The organism is Pontibacillus sp. HMF3514, assembly GCF_009858175.1.
GTDB lineage: Bacteria > Bacillota > Bacilli > Bacillales > BH030062 > Pontibacillus.
In genome coordinates this window covers 954,112-970,257 of record NZ_CP047393.1, presented here as the reverse complement: position 1 = coordinate 970,257, position 16,146 = coordinate 954,112, and the positions used below count along the sequence as shown (strand labels likewise).

At 38.9% G+C, this 16,146-nt stretch carries 23 protein-coding genes; 10 read left to right on the top strand and 13 right to left on the bottom strand.

All coding sequences use genetic code 11. The annotated features are described in order from the left end of the window. Window positions 1–120: 120 nt before the first annotated feature. A complete protein-coding gene (locus GS400_RS05085) occupies window positions 121–297 on the top strand; it encodes a YjzD family protein (RefSeq protein ID WP_160099610.1) in 177 nt (58 codons plus the stop codon). A gap of 87 nt (window positions 298–384) precedes the next feature. On the opposite strand, the gene GS400_RS05080 is transcribed toward GS400_RS05085, so the two are convergent. After that, complete coding sequence (locus GS400_RS05080; RefSeq protein WP_160099608.1) at window positions 385–564, bottom strand: YjzC family protein; 180 nt, start codon at window positions 562–564, stop codon at window positions 385–387. 75 nt (window positions 565–639) lie between these two features. Next, on the bottom strand, window positions 640–1,035 hold the full coding sequence (locus GS400_RS05075) for a hypothetical protein (RefSeq protein ID WP_160099606.1): 396 nt from the start codon (window positions 1,033–1,035) through the stop codon (window positions 640–642). A gap of 291 nt (window positions 1,036–1,326) precedes the next feature. On the opposite strand from GS400_RS05075, the gene GS400_RS05070 reads away from it, so the two are divergent. Both GS400_RS05070 and GS400_RS05065 read left to right on the top strand, forming a co-directional pair. Then, complete coding sequence (locus tag GS400_RS05070; protein WP_160099604.1) at window positions 1,327–2,157, top strand: undecaprenyl-diphosphate phosphatase; 831 nt, start codon at window positions 1,327–1,329, stop codon at window positions 2,155–2,157. Between the two features lie 113 nt (window positions 2,158–2,270). Further along, on the top strand, window positions 2,271–2,408 hold the full coding sequence (locus tag GS400_RS05065; RefSeq protein WP_160099602.1) for a lmo0937 family membrane protein: 138 nt from the start codon (window positions 2,271–2,273) through the stop codon (window positions 2,406–2,408). A 184-nt stretch (window positions 2,409–2,592) separates the two neighbouring features. On the opposite strand, the gene moaD is transcribed toward GS400_RS05065, so the two are convergent. The 5 genes from moaD to GS400_RS05040 form a co-directional block, all read right to left on the bottom strand. Then, window positions 2,593–2,826 (bottom strand): molybdopterin converting factor subunit 1, encoded by a 234-nt coding sequence (gene moaD / locus GS400_RS05060; protein WP_160099600.1) that lies wholly within the window; start codon window positions 2,824–2,826, stop codon window positions 2,593–2,595. Next, a complete protein-coding gene (locus GS400_RS05055; protein ID WP_160099598.1) occupies window positions 2,827–3,294 on the bottom strand; it encodes a molybdenum cofactor biosynthesis protein MoaE in 468 nt (155 codons plus the stop codon). Beyond that, window positions 3,284–3,808 carry a molybdopterin-guanine dinucleotide biosynthesis protein B gene (gene mobB / locus GS400_RS05050; protein WP_160099596.1) on the bottom strand — a complete coding sequence of 175 codons (525 nt, stop codon included), beginning with the start codon at window positions 3,806–3,808 and terminating at the stop codon, window positions 3,284–3,286. Before mobB ends, GS400_RS05055 begins: the two co-directional genes overlap by 11 nt. Before the next feature lie 65 nt (window positions 3,809–3,873). Beyond that, window positions 3,874–4,188, bottom strand: coding sequence for a metal-sulfur cluster assembly factor (locus GS400_RS05045; RefSeq protein WP_027448103.1), 315 nt, complete (start codon window positions 4,186–4,188; stop codon window positions 3,874–3,876). Between the two features lie 103 nt (window positions 4,189–4,291). Further along, window positions 4,292–5,056 carry a prolyl oligopeptidase family serine peptidase gene (locus GS400_RS05040; protein ID WP_160099594.1) on the bottom strand — a complete coding sequence of 255 codons (765 nt, stop codon included), beginning with the start codon at window positions 5,054–5,056 and terminating at the stop codon, window positions 4,292–4,294. Window positions 5,057–5,199: 143 nt separating this feature from the next. On the opposite strand from GS400_RS05040, the gene GS400_RS05035 reads away from it, so the two are divergent. From GS400_RS05035 to GS400_RS05025, 4 genes are all read left to right on the top strand, one after another. Continuing rightward, a complete protein-coding gene (locus GS400_RS05035; protein WP_160099592.1) occupies window positions 5,200–6,021 on the top strand; it encodes a Cof-type HAD-IIB family hydrolase in 822 nt (273 codons plus the stop codon). 110 nt (window positions 6,022–6,131) lie between these two features. Continuing rightward, window positions 6,132–6,281, top strand: coding sequence for a hypothetical protein (locus tag GS400_RS20015; protein ID WP_201450135.1), 150 nt, complete (start codon window positions 6,132–6,134; stop codon window positions 6,279–6,281). A 1-nt stretch (window position 6,282) separates the two neighbouring features. Beyond that, entirely contained in the window at window positions 6,283–6,483 is a 201-nt protein-coding gene (locus tag GS400_RS05030) for a DUF3813 family protein (RefSeq protein ID WP_236561150.1), read from the top strand. Between the two features lie 244 nt (window positions 6,484–6,727). Continuing rightward, a complete protein-coding gene (locus GS400_RS05025) occupies window positions 6,728–9,121 on the top strand; it encodes an alkyl/aryl-sulfatase (protein ID WP_236561149.1) in 2,394 nt (797 codons plus the stop codon). A gap of 72 nt (window positions 9,122–9,193) precedes the next feature. On the opposite strand, the gene eis is transcribed toward GS400_RS05025, so the two are convergent. Genes eis through GS400_RS05005 form a run of 4 tightly spaced genes read right to left on the bottom strand, consistent with a single transcriptional unit; the run spans window position 9,194 to window position 12,417 of the window. Then, complete coding sequence (gene eis, locus GS400_RS05020; RefSeq protein WP_160099588.1) at window positions 9,194–10,447, bottom strand: GNAT family N-acetyltransferase; 1,254 nt, start codon at window positions 10,445–10,447, stop codon at window positions 9,194–9,196. A gap of 19 nt (window positions 10,448–10,466) precedes the next feature. Next, complete coding sequence (locus GS400_RS05015) at window positions 10,467–11,108, bottom strand: VC0807 family protein (RefSeq protein ID WP_236561148.1); 642 nt, start codon at window positions 11,106–11,108, stop codon at window positions 10,467–10,469. A 1-nt stretch (window position 11,109) separates the two neighbouring features. Then, a complete protein-coding gene (locus GS400_RS05010) occupies window positions 11,110–11,538 on the bottom strand; it encodes a hypothetical protein (protein WP_236561146.1) in 429 nt (142 codons plus the stop codon). Window positions 11,539–11,595: 57 nt separating this feature from the next. Continuing rightward, window positions 11,596–12,417: a DUF2785 domain-containing protein gene (locus GS400_RS05005; RefSeq protein ID WP_160099586.1), complete on the bottom strand. Its 822-nt coding sequence runs from the start codon at window positions 12,415–12,417 to the stop codon at window positions 11,596–11,598. A 156-nt stretch (window positions 12,418–12,573) separates the two neighbouring features. On the opposite strand from GS400_RS05005, the gene GS400_RS05000 reads away from it, so the two are divergent. After that, the gene (locus GS400_RS05000) at window positions 12,574–12,837 is read left to right on the top strand and encodes a NifU N-terminal domain-containing protein (protein WP_160099584.1); all 264 of its coding nucleotides are present in this window, start codon (window positions 12,574–12,576) and stop codon (window positions 12,835–12,837) included. A gap of 151 nt (window positions 12,838–12,988) precedes the next feature. Here GS400_RS05000 and GS400_RS04995 read toward each other — a convergent pair whose 3' ends face one another. Together GS400_RS04995 and GS400_RS04990 are read right to left on the bottom strand one after the other, a co-directional pair. Next, entirely contained in the window at window positions 12,989–13,843 is an 855-nt protein-coding gene (locus GS400_RS04995; RefSeq protein WP_160099582.1) for a BsuPI-related putative proteinase inhibitor, read from the bottom strand. A gap of 67 nt (window positions 13,844–13,910) precedes the next feature. Further along, entirely contained in the window at window positions 13,911–14,756 is an 846-nt protein-coding gene (locus GS400_RS04990) for a YitT family protein (protein ID WP_160099580.1), read from the bottom strand. A gap of 196 nt (window positions 14,757–14,952) precedes the next feature. On the opposite strand from GS400_RS04990, the gene GS400_RS04985 reads away from it, so the two are divergent. Beyond that, complete coding sequence (locus GS400_RS04985; protein ID WP_160099578.1) at window positions 14,953–15,813, top strand: DegV family protein; 861 nt, start codon at window positions 14,953–14,955, stop codon at window positions 15,811–15,813. 53 nt (window positions 15,814–15,866) lie between these two features. Beyond that, window positions 15,867–16,004, top strand: a complete 138-nt coding sequence (locus GS400_RS04980) for a DUF3941 domain-containing protein (protein WP_160099576.1) — start codon at window positions 15,867–15,869, stop codon at window positions 16,002–16,004. The last annotated feature ends 142 nt before the right edge of the window (window positions 16,005–16,146 follow it).

Sequence of the window (16,146 nt, the reverse complement as noted above, 5' to 3'; positions counted from 1 at the left end):
CACCTAATGGTCGTACCCCTTGGTCAGAAAAACTCTCACAAGAACGATGGAATTTTATTTATTTTTTTGTAAACGTTTGATAAACTTAAATCAGAATGTCGAAACAGAGGTGAGATCGATATGCGTTTGTTATGGACTATTATTTGGAGTTTTTTACTAAGCAGCATGGTTACATATGTAGTTAGCTCCATGCAAGGTGGTTCCTTTACATGGTCGGCTGTTATCGTATCTACGATTGCATTTGTACTAGCCGTTGTTGCTTTAGGTGAAGGGGCTCTAAAAGAAGAAGCCGAATAAAAGATCCTCCTTCCATTTGAGGAAGGAGGATTTTTTTGACTCTTGAGCATGCATCCTACTGTGATGGATGCTTTTATTATGAGAAAATCAAGGCTTACGTTTGTATGTCCAAACACGGTCTTTATTGGAGTTTGACGGAAAGCTTTGGCCTGCATTTAAGTGAATTTGCTTTGGCCCTTTAACCATACTTCCTGTTTCTCCAATTTCTACATACACTCCGTTATTTGGTGCTTTGTCGCCATGCTTAAACTGATGTCTCTGTCCCATATCTCATACTCCTTTTTGGTATAGGATATAGGTCTAGTTTGACTCAGTGGTGTAGAATTATACGGGTGGAAGGATTTAGTACCACGGTAATGCGCTGATGGCAACGAGTGCTGCAAGTGGTAAGATAAGACGTCTGAATCGGTTTGGTGGAGCATAACCATATCCGTATGGTGCGCCATATCCATAACCGCCATAAGCTCCATATCCGCCATATCCGCCTGGCGCATAACCGTATCCATATTGGCGTTCATCTGTATCTCTCGTTTGGGATTGTTGCTGCTCTTGTTGTTTTCGCTCTTCATCCGTTAGAGGGACAGCTAAGTAAAGGTAATCACCATCTACCCCAGTTACAATGCCATCAATGTTTTGGCCATCTACCGTTTGGGCAAGGACATATTGATTCATATGTTTATTACATAAGGAATACATATGGTGATAATTCGTATTTTGATTCTTTCTCCCTTTTTTCATGCGAACAACCTCCTTATCGTTAGGGTATTCACCCATGGAGGAATGTGTGAAAAAAGAAAAGCGCAAGCGCCCGTTTAGCAACGAAGGGACTGGACTGAGCCCGTAGTGAGATTAACCAAACTTGATGATTGGCAAGCCGGTAGGCGAAGACAGAAGCTTAGTTGCCGTGGTACTTTGCCCAAGTCCATTCGTTTCTGGGCGCTGGAGCTAGACATCTAAAAATATACGATTTAAGGACAAGAACTACTCATAAAAAACGAACTCATATAGATATTGAAGGAGGAAATGTCGATGGAACTTGTGGACAAGCTCATACTTTTATTCCAATACTTATTCTTAGGCGTGTTTCAAGGATTTACAGAACCAATCCCGATCTCTTCAAGTGGTCACCTTGTTATTTTACGTGATCTCTTTAATCTTGAACTAGGTGGGTTGATGTTCGAGGTCTTCGTAAACTTCGGTTCCTTGGTTGCTGTTTTAATTGTCTATCGCAATGATCTGATCCGACTGATAAAAAATGGTTGGGGATTTCTGTTCCAAAATCAGCGTGATGAAGAAACTTCTAATGATTTTCGTTTCATTCTATATCTCATTATCGGAACCATCCCAGCTGCCGTGTTAGGTATTGTATTTGGGGATTGGATTGAAAATACGTTCGGTGAATCTGCCAAGTTAGTTGGAATCACTCTAATTGTTACAGGGATCGCGCTATGGATTATACGTAATTTAAAAGGAAGCAAAGGTGATGGTGACCTTTCCATATGGGATGCGCTCATCGTAGGATTTGCCCAAGCTGTTGCATTAATGCCAGGTATCAGTCGTTCAGGAGCTACCATTGTAGCTGCAATGCTGATTGGGACGAAAAAAGCTACAGCCCTTCGTTTTTCATTCTTACTTTATATCCCTGTTAGTCTAGGAACGGTTGTGCTTAACATTGATGAATTTATCAACAGTGGCGTCTTTTCCACAATGCTGATCCCATACTTGCTAGCATTCCTAGGGTCGATCGTTGCATCCTACTTTGCGCTTAAGTGGTTTATCAATGTTATGAAAGAAGGTAACCTAAAGTACTTTGCATTCTACTGCTTCATTGTAGGGACATTGGTTTTCTTATTTCTTTAATGAATATTAAAGCAGTATCTCTTATTGAGATGCTGCTTTTTCTTTTGCACACATCTTTTATGTTTCACTTTCTTCATTTAGGGATAAATTAATACTAAAAGGAGGTTCAAGTCATGTTTTGGGCAATTATTATTTTGATTATCTTGTGGTTACTTGGCTTCACAATTATAGGTAATGGCCTAGTTCACTTCTTACTTGTATTCGCACTTGTATTACTTATTGTGCGCCTTATCCAAGGAAGAAAACCTTGACGTAAAACCTGAACTCAAACACTGAACAAATAATTCCAACCTACACTTTATATAGGTTGGAATTTTTATTTTTATAAAAAATCTATCCTTTTAGTAACAAAGAGAGAATGGATTCTCTCGTGTAGGCACTACTTTCTCCACTAAAAAACTGACCACTCTTATGAGCGGTCAGTTTGTAGAAAAATCAGCCTCCAGATACGGGTGGAATAAAGGCTACGGTGTCTCCTTCTTTCAGTTCCGTATCCATATCTGTGTATTCTTGGTTTACAGCTACTGTTGCGTTGTCTAAATCAAGTAAGCCGTAGTTTTCTTTTAAAATCGATTTTACGTGACCAACAGGTTGTCCCGCTGCGTCTACATCTACTGATTCACGTCCTGCTGCTTCTTGGAATTGTGCAAATAATAATACTTTAACCATTTATAGATCCTCCTGTTCTGGATGTCCGGATGGGTAAGCTATGGTCTCGAGTTGATCCCCGATCCATTGTTCTCCATCTTCCCAATGCTCTTTTTTCCAGATCGGTACAATTTCTTTGATTCGTTCAATGGCATATCGGCTAGCGTCATAAGAATCCGCTCTGTGGGGTGTAGATACGGCAATGACTACAGCTATGTCCGATATAGAAAGCTCGCCAATTCGATGGGCAATCGAACATCTAGCTTCCGGCCACCTTTCCTGAATCTCATCTCCGATCTGTGCTAATTTCTTTTCAGCCATTGGCACGTACGCATCATACTTTAAATATAGGGTGCGTTTCCCTTTCGTGAATTCGCGTACCGTGCCGATAAATGTATTAATTGCGCCAGCCTCTGGCCTTACAATGTTTTTTACCACATCATCAATAGAGATAAACTTATCGGTAATCCAAAATCGTTTATTTTCCATCCAACTCCCCCTTGATCTGATTTTTGATTATCCTTATGTATGTTTCTTCTTCTTCCCTTGGTACACAAGGGACAGAATCATGTGAAATGGTTCCACTAGTCACAATGCCATAAATGTTCTTTACTTCTTTTAACAATTTCACATCACGATCATCACGCAACAGCACCCACTTGGGATATGGTTCAGATTTATACCCTTCCACTAGCACAACATCCAATCCTAGAGGTTGATAAAGGTTAAGTAGTTCATCCAAACTCCAGCTCTTTTCCCGAACATTCCACTGAAAGACTCCTTCCCCTTCTACACCACTCACTACTGCCCCTGCATCAAAATGTCGTGAACTATCTGTACCATGATCAAGCTTGTCAGGTTCTCCACCATGACCATGATGCTTTAGGGTACCAACTTTTAATCCCTCTTTTTGCAATGCTTTAATTAATGATGTGATAACAGAGGTTTTGCCACTATTTTTGTATCCAACAACCTGCAGAATCACAAAAGGGTATTCCCTCATTTCTATCTCCCCTTATAATAAAAATTCCCTTGCTGGACGTGCCAACAAGGGAATGGTTGAAAAGATCAATCCGGAATACCTAGAGCGATTTTCGCATAGCGTGACATTTTGTCTTTCGTCCAAGGTGGATTCCATACAATGTTTACGTCTACATCTCTGACTTCTGGAAGATCTGTTAAGCAACGTTTCACATCTTGTTCAATTGTAGCAGCTAGCGGGCACCCCATAGCTGTAAGTGTCATCGTTACGTTTGCTAGTCCTTCATTGTCTAGCTCTACATCATATACTAAACCGAGATTGACGATGTCGATTCCAAGCTCGGGGTCGATTACATTCTCAAGTGCACCAAACATATTTTCTTTCATTGCTTCAGTAGTCATAATTTTGGTTTATCCCCCTTCGTTACATTCTTAACCACCATTATAACGAAAAATCTCTCAAATGCGCAAGCCTCCGGGTAGTGACGTGTATAGCCACCAAACCCTACATATGTAGATCAAACCAATTCACAGTTTCATGAATCGCATATAGCGAAACTTTATGATCTCGTCCCACTTCACGTAAAAAACGAATATTTTCAGGGTTTTTGTAATGGGAAATCGCATCATTGTAAAAACTATATGAATGATCAAATGGCACAACTTGATCTTCTTCACCGTGCCAGAAAAAGATTGGACGACCTACTAACTTATCAACTTGTTTCGAGAGATCGATTTTTTCCAACGAGCGAATAAGTTGTTGCTGTTCTTCTTCCGATAATGGCACTTCTACTTCCATTTGTTTTAGCATAGCTACTTGTTCTTCTGCAAAACGCACAGGTTGAGGCGATCCCATTAGAACTGCCGCGACTTTAATCCAATCAAACTGAGTTAAGGCAGCGCTTGTTGTAATACCACCCATACTTGTACCGGCCAATCCGAACTTATCCTCTAAGATAAGATTTTGTGCCTGAAGTTCTTGATAGAGCATTGGAAGTTCTTTTAGATTCTGTAAAACAACTTCCCATAACTTATAGGAAACTTCTTGATTAGAAAGCCCCTCTGCTCGCTCTCCATGTAAGTAACAATCGGGCAAAATGACGCGATACCCTTTTTCTGCTAATAAATAAGCTAGTGGTAAATTTTGTTCCTTAGCACTTGTTATCCCATGTATGTACGTTATAACCGGAAGTGGCTGTCCCTCTTTTTTTGAATCTTCAATAATAAGGGCAGGTATGTGTGCTATTGTTTCACGTTTTATTCCAATCATGCTTTCTGGTCCCTTCCTTTTTCACAAAATTGCATATTGATATCCATATGCTAACACTCCAAATTGGGAAAAGAAAGAATAATGATCCTTTACATAGATATGAAACAAGTTATAAACTTAAGGTCATACGAGGTGATGAATTAATGGAAAAGCATTTAATTGCATTAGATTTAGACGGAACTTTGTTAACGGATGATAAGAAGATTAGCGAACGAAATAAACAAGCTATTCAAAAAGCTAGACAAGAAGGTCATATTGTAGCCATTGCAACTGGGCGACCTCATCGTGCAAGTATTGATTACTATAATGAGATGGACCTCGATACGCCGATGGTGAATTTTAACGGAGCCCTCATTCACCATCCGAATAACAGCATGTGGGACTCCATTCACTCCCCGATGTCCATTCGTACAGCACGTAAAATTGTACATACATGTAAAGAATTAGGCGTGAAAAATGTACTCGCTGAAGTACGTGATGATGTATTTTTAGACCGTTATGATGAAGAGTTATTAGAAATTTTCCATACGTCTGGTACACCTATTACGATCGGTGATATACAGCACCATCTAAACGAGGACCCAACTTCCATTTTGATTCATCCACATCCCGAACAAGTGCCTGATCTACGAAAGCATTTGGATGATCAACATGCAGAACTGATTGATCATCGCAAATGGGGCGCACCTTGGCACGTTATTGAAGTTGTTCGAACTGGCTTAAATAAAGCGGTTGGTCTTCATAAAATTGCTCACTATTACCACATTCCGCAAGAGCGCATTATCGCTTTTGGTGATGAAGATAACGATTTAGAAATGCTTAAATATGCTGGTGTTGGTGTTGCAATGGATAATGCGATTTCAGAGTTAAAAGACGTTTCAGATTATACAACAGAATCAAATGAGGGTGACGGAATCGCTGTCTTTTTAGAGAATTATCTAAAATTATCCTCAAAAGCCATCTAACTTAGACCTATCCCAGTATTTGCGACTTATGAAAGTTTGATATCAGCCTATACTAAGCTTGAACGTAATACATTGCGTTCAGGCTTTTTTATTCCATGGGGGGAATCAGGTTGAGCAAAAAAAGTAAATCCAAGCGTTTTGTTCAGCAAGGAAAAGATGCCGTTCAAAAACATGCGGAACGATTTCCGTATCGTGAGCGCTACTCTGATGTAGAGCGCAAAAATGAAGAAGTCGACAATCATACTTTGGGAGGGTTTTAAGTTGCAAAACAACAATAACTTATTCCAACAAGCGAAACAAGCTGTCAGCAATATCACCAACCGCAATGGTCAAGCACGTGAAGAAGAGGTCCGTCAAGCACGTAACGCGATCAACTCTGCACGCGCTAATGCTTCCCAAGAGGAGCAACAGCAATTACAACAACTGCAACAGCAAATCGAACGCCACGAAGGGTTGAAGTAGTTAAGAAAAGCGAAGGCGACCGTTTAGTGGCGTACGAATAGGCAAGATATCCGTAAGTGGAGTAACCACTGAAGGAGATATTGCCTATACGATAGCCGCTGGAAGCCGGAGTTGGACAAAGGCTCACAATTTAGGAGTCGACACTCTTTCACACAAAAAGCAGCTCGCCTTTTGGGGCGGCTGCTTTTTTGTTTTATAATGCTGCTCTATCCTGAATTAGGACAGCTCATATCCAGAATTAGAAATGCTCTATCCAAAAGTATTCTCTTCCTATCCAGAATTAGAAACGCTCTATCCAAAAGTATTCTCTTCCTATCCAGAATTAGAAACGCTCTATCCAAAATCATTCACTTCCTATACAGAACTAGAAACGCTCTATCCAAAATCATTCACTTCCTATACAGAATTAGAAACCCTCTATCCAAAATCATTCACTTCCTATACAGAATTAGAAACCCTCTATCCAAAATCATTCACTTCCTATACAGAATTAGAAACCCTCTATCCAAAATCATTCACTTCCTATACAGAATTAGAAACATTCTATCCAAACTCACTTACTATTCTCTGCTTTAATAAGAAGAAAATTGGTTTAGAGATATACACTAGAACATTGATTCCCCCTGCAAATCAATGCTCTTTTCCATGTATGAACAGATATCTACCTGAATACTATGTTTTATGGAGGTGGGATCTGATGAACAATTATGATGAAAACTGTCTTGAAGAGAAATTCACCCCTTTTCGAAAAGATGCTACTGAGGAAACAAAGAAAATAAACGCAGAATTTAAAAAGAATATCCATTGGAAACGACTAAAGTTAGAGCAAGAATGGGCAACGAGAAATGTGTTAAAAAGTGTACCTTATCCTGTCATAAAACCGAATAACTCTCTCCTCCCTGTATGGGACTTAAAACGATATGAATTTCTACAAAAAGATGATATCCCCTCTACCGTAAATCCGAAGTTATGGTACCAAGGTAAATTAAATTTGAATGCCGGTCTTTTTCAAGTAACTGAAAACATCTATCAAGTACGAGGATACGATCTTGCTAATTTAAGTATCATTCGCGGAAAAAGTGGATGGATTGTGATTGATTGTTTAACTTCTAGAGAGACAGCTCAAGCTGCTTTTGAGTTAATTAACAGTTATTTTGGAGAATCTCCTGTTAGCGCAATTATATTCTCCCATTCACATGTGGACCACTATGGTGGAGTGGATGGTGTCCTCGAAAGTGGAACAACCGATGATGTTAAGATTTATGCACCTAGTGGATTTTTAAATGCTGCACTGGAAGAAAACGTGACTGCTGGTGTCGCTATGTCTCGCCGAGGTTTTTACATGTATGGTGAAGTATTACCTCGTGGTGAAAAAGGGCAAGTCGATTGTGGAATTGGAAAGTACGTTTCTACAGGTGTTGTAACCTTAGTGAATTCTGCTGAAGAAATCACCTTATCAGATCAGGAATCCTATGTGGAAAAATTCATAGATGGTGTTCGAATGCAGTTTCAGTTAACCCCGGACACTGAGGCACCAGCTGAAATGAATATTTATATACCTGAGGAACATAGTTTATGTATTGCAGAAAACTGTACCGCTTCCCTTCATAATATTTATACACTCCGCGGAGCTGAGGTACGTGATCCTGTTGCGTGGGCAACCTATATCCAGCAAGCTATTGATTTATTTGGCGATCATATGACATCGTTGTTTGAAGTTCACACCTGGCCAAGACATGGAAGAGACTATTGTATCAGTTACATGGAAAAGCAACGAGACATGTATCAATATATCAATGATCAAACGCTGAGACTAATCAATCAAGGGTACACAATTGATCAAGTAGGAAGGATGGTAACATTTCCTGAAAGTCTCAGAAAAGAATGGTATAACAGTCCCTTTTATGGAACCGTAAATCATAATGCAAAAGCCGTCTATCAAAAGTATATGGGGTGGTATAACGGGAATCCAGTGGACTTAAATAAATTAATTCCTGAAGAATCTTCTAAAAAATACGTTGAATACATGGGCGGTGAGGATGAATTACTGAAGAAAGCAAAGAGATCCTTTAAGGAAGGTGACTATCAATGGGTGGCTGAAGTGACAAAACATCTTATCTACTCTAACCCTTCCAACTATAAAGCAAAATACCTTTGTGCAGATGCATTGGAACAACTAGCCTATATTGCAGAGTCTGGCCCATGGAGAAATGAATATTTAATGGGTGCTCAAGAATTACGTTATGGCATCATCCCGATTAAACGGTCTACCATAACAAACGAAGTTCTAGATATCATGACATTAGAGCAAGTATTAAATATGCTAAGTATCCGGTTAAATGGAATAATTGCTGGTGAATATGATTTTAAATTAAATTTTATTATTACAGATCGAAAAGAAAAAGCATTAACAGAGGTGAAAAGAGGTATTTTCAGGTATTTATCCAATGAATTAAAGGAAGACGAAGTAAAAGTCATTATGGATCAAGCATCCTTGTATGAATTAGCGACTACAAATAATCGTCCGAGTCCTTCTTCCATAAAAGTAATTGGAGACATCCAAAAATGGCATCAGTTCTTATGGGCTCTTGACCAGATTGATACTGACTTCCCAATTATGACACCTTTAGATAAATAACCCCCTTACCATAAATATTATCCTGTTGAGAATAAAAAAAGACCGACTTCCAGGGAGGAAGTCGGTCTTTTTTTAAAACGCAGTCATACATTCTGGCTTTTCTAGACAGGAAAACAATCGGTTAAGCACCTTGTTATAAGTAGAATGGGATATCTTAATCAGTCCATATCGGTGTAAAGTATTAAAGGATACTGCCCCCATCATTAGAGAAGAAAACTCTGAAATATTCATTTCCACTTCTACGTCATATCGATCTTCTTCAATTAATTGCAGCTGTCTATCCTTAAATTGAACTACCACTTCTACATTTGATTCATTAATCAAGGTTTCTTGTACTTTAAACTTCACCGTAACATCTTCGGTACTAAATGTATGATTCGTTAATGAGGATAAAAACTGCTTCACATCAAGGACACGATACATTAATCCCACCCCTGAAGTATGAGCTTCATGATAAACAGAAGGTATGATGTGCTCACTTCCGTTTCGAACATCGTGAGGTAAGAAGTGAAAATCTTCGTCTGAAGTATGGAAAATGATCCGATCAATTTGATCCTGTTGAAGGTGGAAGAACGTCATCAGTTCTCCTAAAGCTTCAGAATGCAAATACACAAGCTCTTTTATGATGATGTGATTTTTGAGAAAGTTTTCCTCACTCTTTTGAAAAGAAAATGAAGCATATCCTTCAATTTTTCCATTTCGTTGAAACGCTACGGTTTGAGTCTCTTTTTGTTCAATGAGATTTTTAAAAGCCTCTTGATCACGATACATCATACCATGCTGTTGGCTTACATAAGTGTTATAACAGTCCTTGACCAATTGGACTTGCTCCTCAGTCGTTACATTTACAATATATTGTTTCGATCCTGCATTTGGCAAATGCTTTGATTCAATTCGATATTCATGCTTTTTAGACCCAAACCCAAAGCCCATTTTCTGATAAAAATCAGGTCTGAATGGGTAAAGAGCTGCTAGATCATACCCTTTTTCACGGCATCGATCTATGAAATCCAACAGCATATGCTTAGCAATTCTTTCTTTTTTATGTAGTAAATCAACAGCAACTAACCCAATCCCACCAACTGGAATCGTTTCTCCATACAGGTTCATCTGAAAGTCATGAAACCTAAATGTGCCTTTTAATTGCTCTTCATCAAAATATCCAAAATGATTTACATCAGGGAAGTTCTTTTGACGATCGTCTACCTTTTCGATAAATTTCTGACGTGTTTCGTCTTTATGCATTTCAAACGCAGGGTATGCATTGCCTACGATCCTTGCTAGTTCATCATAATCTTTTTCTTGAATGGATTGGATGTTGGGCATGTTTTCACTTCCTATTCTATTATGTCGAAGCTGGAGGATCCACTGGTCGTTTGCTTTGATCATGCATGACTTTGCCAACATACAGATAACCAAGAACCGTCACTCCAGTCAGGACCCAACTTAATACCTGTCGTAAGATTAAGGCCTGATCGAATGCTTCTACTCCATACTCTTTGATGAGCCATGCTTTCCAAGCTGCAAAAAATCCTTCACGAAACACAAAAACGAATGTGATCGCCTGAAATACAAGAAAGATCTTCTTTTGATAAAAGATTTGTTTTAGAGGTTTTCTAGACTGTCCCTGCATCTCCATAATATCGAGAGCAAAAAGTAGAGCAACAGGTTTTTTCACTAGCATACTTCCTAAAAAGAATAGTCCTACCCCCACCGCAAAATAAACCCGATTCCAAAGCAGGTTGATGGCTGATCCCGACAAGACATCAACAACTGTACTCAACACTAAGTTAGCGAGCATAAAAATCCCGAAAAATTGCAGGCTTCGGATATAGTAGAATCGTATTACTGTATAAATAATCCCTGGTACTGAGGATAGTAACATCGAATAGTAATCCCCGATATCATCACGTATAAAATTCCATACGAGTAATGGAAATACGAGATAACAAATAACATCCCAAAAGACAATTCTATTCCCTTTCACATTACTCGCTCCATTCGTCCAATTTCACCAAAGCTACCGCATAGATTAAGTGAGCGATAAACCAATAAATAATAGCTGTTACATCATCAAGGGGTGGTGTTTCCTTTATCGCTAAGTCTGTTAGCGGAAAATAGGTAAGCGCGGCCAAAACAGATAATAAAAGAGACGTTGCCCAACGAGCACTTGTTTCGCCTTCTGTTTGAAACGCAATCCATGCAAGGTATACGATAGCAATAGCCCATGAAAGCAGAAGATGAAATACCCATTCCATCCAAACGGGCCATGCGATATCCCCTAACACAGGTATAAAATCAATATTCATTAGTAGCGTATATACTTCTTCGCCAGTTACAGCTTCAACAAGCCACAATACGGCCCCCAATATTACACCTGTAGCTATTCCTAACCAGAGTCCCTTTTTAATCATCATATCGCCTTCTTTTCTATGTTTTACTAAACCATTCCCTCTTTGATAGATGATAACAACTTAATAGGCTCCTATTTTCTCGATTGGTTCTAACGTATCCAAAATAGCCTCTCTGTATCGTTTTTCCTCTCTCCAAACGAACCGGAAATACATAGAGCGAAGAAACGTCTTGATATTGAAGTGAATGGCATCCTCCTCATGGCCTTCAACTTTATCAAGAACTGATCCAAATGATTGGATCCATTCAATGATAAAGCAATCAGCTACCTTTGGAAAAATCGTTTCAAGGGCATTGATAAGGCGTTCATCCTCACCGTTAATATATTGAGAAGGTTGTGTTATGACTTTTTTTACCGCATTAAAAACGGACAACAAGTCCTGTTCTTCAATTTCCTTACAGCTTGCGAAGGATTCAAGTGCATCAGCTGCATGAGCGATACTGTGAGCCCATCCTTTCTCCGCTACATAACCCCTGGTATCTTGTTCTTTCTTAAAATAATGAATCAGTGTTTCTACTCCATTTGTTAGCTCTTCTCGTGATAGGAATGAGCTTTGTTTATGGATTTGTAAAATAGGAGGTAATAATAACACAGAAAAACTGCGAGTGAAGACTGAATCGTCTCCTCTGTTCCCGATTTGATAGAAAAGATAATCATCGCTTAATGCCAGATCATATAATTCTCGTAAATGATCCTGATCAAATTTTTCATTTAAAACCCAAATCGCTAGTGCGCTATAAATTAGCTCGTCCCTTAACACCGGATCTGGACTCCCTATATGTTTTAACATATCGTCTAATAAGGTGTGTGATTCTTGCTGTGCAACATGTTCAAAGTTATCAAAAGATTGCAGTTTTTGCTTTAACGTTTGTACCGTTTGCATCTTCGTCTCACACCTTTCCCTCGTTTCGCTTCCATTTTATCACAAATTCTTTTTAATATTGAAAGAATTCATGATTGTTCACGAAAAGGACATGCTTTGTTGATCGCGCAATTCATGCTAAGATAAAATTGGATTAAATAGAGGAGGGATTTTTGTATGGCTGTACAAGCACAACCAACACCAAATCCGAACGCAATGAAATTCACTACAGACCGAATGATTTTCCAAGGAGATGGATCAGTCTCTGTTATGCCTGGTCAAACCAGTGAACATGATATTTTGAATGACCTAATGGAGCTTGAAGGAGTAGACAATGTCTTCGGTTTCCAAAACTTCATCACGGTTAACAAAAAGTTCGACGCTGATTGGGATGCCCTGACAGATGAAGTGAAGAATACGCTTGAGAAATACGGTTACTAAGCAAGTATGAAGAGCGCACTCTCTTACTTTAGGGAGTGCGTTTTTTAAAAAGCTATGGCAGCCATTGTGTTTTATAAACAACTAAAGGTAAACCATAAAAAATCCGCTCTCCTCAAAAGGAGTAGCGGATTCTTTTATAAACAACCTTCTATTATTCAGGTTGGAAAGTATCTAGTTTTACAAATTTAACATTTTCAACAGAACCGTCTTTGGCACTCTTCGTGTAAAGAGTTAGTGTAAGTGTTCCATTTGAAGGAAGCTTATCCTTAGCAATCTTTACATCAAACTCAAATGTTCCCCAGTTTGGAGCACCTTTGCTTGCTGTTACGTTTTGCTCTGGCACTAACAAGTTATGTCCATCTTCAACGTTATAAGCAAATGAAGCTTCAAATGCACGAGCTTCACCTGTAACGGTATAATCACCATTTGCATTTTCAGTAACTTTCACGTTACGGAACGTTTGCTCACCAGATGGAACTTCAAAGTTTTGAGTTAATTGGAATGGTTGAGCGTCAATGGTTTGTTTATTAATTTTAGCTGGTAGTATTGTGATATCAGCAGTGTATGTGCCTGCTTCCACACGTTCACCATCTTGCTTGTAGTTCCATGAAGATTTCCAGGATAGTGCTTCACCTGGCTTAATTTCCTTATTTACTAAAGCTTCAGTGAAGGCTTTTCCTTTTGAATAGCGATATACTTCTTCACCTTCAGCATTTTTCACGATTACTTCGTATTGCTGACCAGATGGGAAGGTAAGCTTTACCGCTTTTTCACCTGTGTTTTTCATTTGGAAATTAAAATCTACTTTATCGGCGTCTGCTTGTACATCGGCTGTCATTTCTAGTTGCTGCAGTAATTGTTCAAGGTTTACTTCCTCTTTTGTTTCATCGTTTTTGTTCGTGTTATCAGAGGAATTTGTGTCTTCTTTGCCATTTGCTTCATTTGTTCCGGAGCAACCGGCAGCAACAAACAGCATTGCCATGACAAGAACAAGAAGTTTTTTCATGCTCGTCACACATCCTTTTCTTATTATTCACCCTATTAGTCGGAATGACATGCATTTTAGTTTCATTTTAGTCATCACGTCGAAAGAATCCGAAGATGCCTGTAGTTTGTACAATGTTCGTGAATGCATGTGGGTCAACATCTTTAATAATGTGCTCTAGATCGTAAAGTTCGTAACGGGTAATTACCATGATTAGCATATCCTTGTCCTGTTTGGTAAATGCACCCTTCGCAGGAACCTGTGTAATTCCCCTTACCATTTTAGCGTGAATTGCTTGTTGTAACTCTTCTGCTTTGGTTGTAATGATCATTGCTGTTAGTTTTTCGTGACGTGTATGAATTGCATCGATCACACGAGTAGAAACATAAAGTGTCACAATCGTATAAAGGGCCTTTTCCTCATCATACAACAAACCAGCCAAAATGATAATCATTCCATTCAAAATAAAGAAATAAGTCCCAATTGGGCGATCCTTAATCCTTGATAAAAGCATGGCTACGATGTCCATACCACCCGTTGAAGCACCCCATTTCAGGGTAATCCCAACGCCTACAGCCCCTATTACACCGCCAAAAACGGCGTTTAGAAGGATGTCAGTAGATAGTTGTTGGACTGGAATAATCTCTAGGAATAAAGTGGTAAAAATGACCGAAATCATACTATAAATGGTAAATCCTTTACCAACTTTTAACCAACCTAGAATGATAACAGGTATGTTTAAGATGAATAATAGCACACCAGTTGTAATACCGATTCCTAATTTATCTTGGAACACACTAGAAATTAACTGAGCTACACCAGTAAAACCGCTCGCATACACGTTAGCCTTGATTAGGAAGAGGTTTAGCGAGATAGCGTTAAGTACAGCTCCTAAAATGACTACCATAATTCGTCTTATTTCAATAAAAAACATAAAGTCCTCCTTCAGTTCGACAATTCCCTTTCTTCTTTGTATCACCCTTTTGAATGGAAAATCAAGACTCTTTAGGTTAAATTGTGTTTTATTGTAAAATCATACTATAGTCCTAGTTGAAAATAAAAACTTTGACTACCTTTCGCCTTAGGCTTAAACTAAGGTCAAAAGGTCTAAAATTAAAGAGGTGGAAAAAATGAACGTTCAAATTATAGCTGATTCAGCTAGTGATTTACCGGATTCCTACATAGAACAGTATGGCATCAAACGTGTTTCACTTACCGTTCATTTAGATGATCAAGATTATTTAGATGCGGTAGACATCCAATCGAAAGATGTATACGATGCGATGCGTAATGGCAAAGCACCTAAGACCTCTCAGGTTTCCCCACACACTTTTAAAGATTTATTCGAGGAGTATGCAAAAAAAGGACAACCTTGTCTTTATTTAGCTTTATCATCCGAACTATCAGGTACGTATCAAACCGCCAAAATGATGCAACAGGAAGTATTAGAAGAGTATCCTGACTTTCAATTAGAAGTAATAGATACTCATTGTGCTTCATTAGGGTATGGTCTTGTCGTGCGCCGTGTAGCTCAACTCGCTCAAGAAAGCGCTGATATGGAAACTTTACTTAAAAAAGCAGAAAGCCATATGAATCATATGGAACATATCTTTACCGTAGATGATTTAGAGTACCTAAAGCGCGGTGGTCGTGTAAGTGCTGCAGCTGCTTTTGTCGGTACCATGCTTAAAATCAAGCCATTACTCCACGTGGAAAATGGGCAGCTTATTCCATTAGAAAAAATTCGTGGACAGAAAAAGGTTCTTAAGCGTATGCTTGAACTTATGAATGAACGCGGTGAGGACCTAGGAAATCAACCAATAGCTATTTCACACGGTGACGATGCTGAGCGTGCTGAACAGCTGGCTGAAATGATTCGTGAAGAACATGGAACAAAAGAAATTATTATCCATCAGATCGGATCTGCCATCGGTGCTCACGCGGGTCCTGGAACGATTGCACTCTTTTTCTTAAACAAGTCTTATGAGTAGTCTCCCCTCTTTCTACACATTCTAAGACAGAATGTTGAAAGGAGTGGGATTCCATGGCTACAAAGAATACAAAAGATGATAACAAAAAGCCGTTCGACAACAATGCTAAGCGTGCTCAAAAAAATGAAGAACGCGAAGCAGCAAGACAACGCGGCGAGCGTCAATTTTCTAAGAAAACCGATCATAAATAGGTATGGATTAAAAGCTGTTGGAGTTGCTCCAACGGCTTTTATTTTTTAGGCTCTGCAATATTGCTGCTGTGCTAGTTCTTCAGGAAAATGATCAAATAGTGTAGAAAAGCAGTATAGAAGTGAGGAAGTTCTCTAATTTAGT

Coding starts and splice junctions, on each gene's coding strand:
- GS400_RS05000 (WP_160099584.1), top strand. CDS start 12,574: ATGGCTGTACAAGCACAACCAACACCAAATCCGAACGCAATGAAATTC.
- GS400_RS04985 (WP_160099578.1), top strand. CDS start 14,953: ATGAACGTTCAAATTATAGCTGATTCAGCTAGTGATTTACCGGATTCC.
- GS400_RS04980 (WP_160099576.1), top strand. CDS start 15,867: ATGGCTACAAAGAATACAAAAGATGATAACAAAAAGCCGTTCGACAAC.
- GS400_RS04990 (WP_160099580.1), bottom strand. CDS start 14,756: ATGTTTTTTATTGAAATAAGACGAATTATGGTAGTCATTTTAGGAGCT.
- GS400_RS05040 (WP_160099594.1), bottom strand. CDS start 5,056: ATGATTGGAATAAAACGTGAAACAATAGCACACATACCTGCCCTTATT.
- GS400_RS04995 (WP_160099582.1), bottom strand. CDS start 13,843: ATGAAAAAACTTCTTGTTCTTGTCATGGCAATGCTGTTTGTTGCTGCC.
- GS400_RS05005 (WP_160099586.1), bottom strand. CDS start 12,417: ATGCAAACGGTACAAACGTTAAAGCAAAAACTGCAATCTTTTGATAAC.
- GS400_RS05035 (WP_160099592.1), top strand. CDS start 5,200: ATGGAAAAGCATTTAATTGCATTAGATTTAGACGGAACTTTGTTAACG.
- GS400_RS05055 (WP_160099598.1), bottom strand. CDS start 3,294: ATGGAAAATAAACGATTTTGGATTACCGATAAGTTTATCTCTATTGAT.
- GS400_RS05010 (WP_236561146.1), bottom strand. CDS start 11,538: ATGATGATTAAAAAGGGACTCTGGTTAGGAATAGCTACAGGTGTAATA.
- GS400_RS05085 (WP_160099610.1), top strand. CDS start 121: ATGCGTTTGTTATGGACTATTATTTGGAGTTTTTTACTAAGCAGCATG.
- GS400_RS05045 (WP_027448103.1), bottom strand. CDS start 4,188: ATGACTACTGAAGCAATGAAAGAAAATATGTTTGGTGCACTTGAGAAT.
- GS400_RS05065 (WP_160099602.1), top strand. CDS start 2,271: ATGTTTTGGGCAATTATTATTTTGATTATCTTGTGGTTACTTGGCTTC.
- GS400_RS05025 (WP_236561149.1), top strand. CDS start 6,728: ATGCTCTATCCAAAAGTATTCTCTTCCTATCCAGAATTAGAAACGCTC.
- mobB (WP_160099596.1), bottom strand. CDS start 3,808: ATGAGGGAATACCCTTTTGTGATTCTGCAGGTTGTTGGATACAAAAAT.
- GS400_RS05075 (WP_160099606.1), bottom strand. CDS start 1,035: ATGAAAAAAGGGAGAAAGAATCAAAATACGAATTATCACCATATGTAT.
- moaD (WP_160099600.1), bottom strand. CDS start 2,826: ATGGTTAAAGTATTATTATTTGCACAATTCCAAGAAGCAGCAGGACGT.
- eis (WP_160099588.1), bottom strand. CDS start 10,447: ATGCCCAACATCCAATCCATTCAAGAAAAAGATTATGATGAACTAGCA.
- GS400_RS05070 (WP_160099604.1), top strand. CDS start 1,327: ATGGAACTTGTGGACAAGCTCATACTTTTATTCCAATACTTATTCTTA.
- GS400_RS05080 (WP_160099608.1), bottom strand. CDS start 564: ATGGGACAGAGACATCAGTTTAAGCATGGCGACAAAGCACCAAATAAC.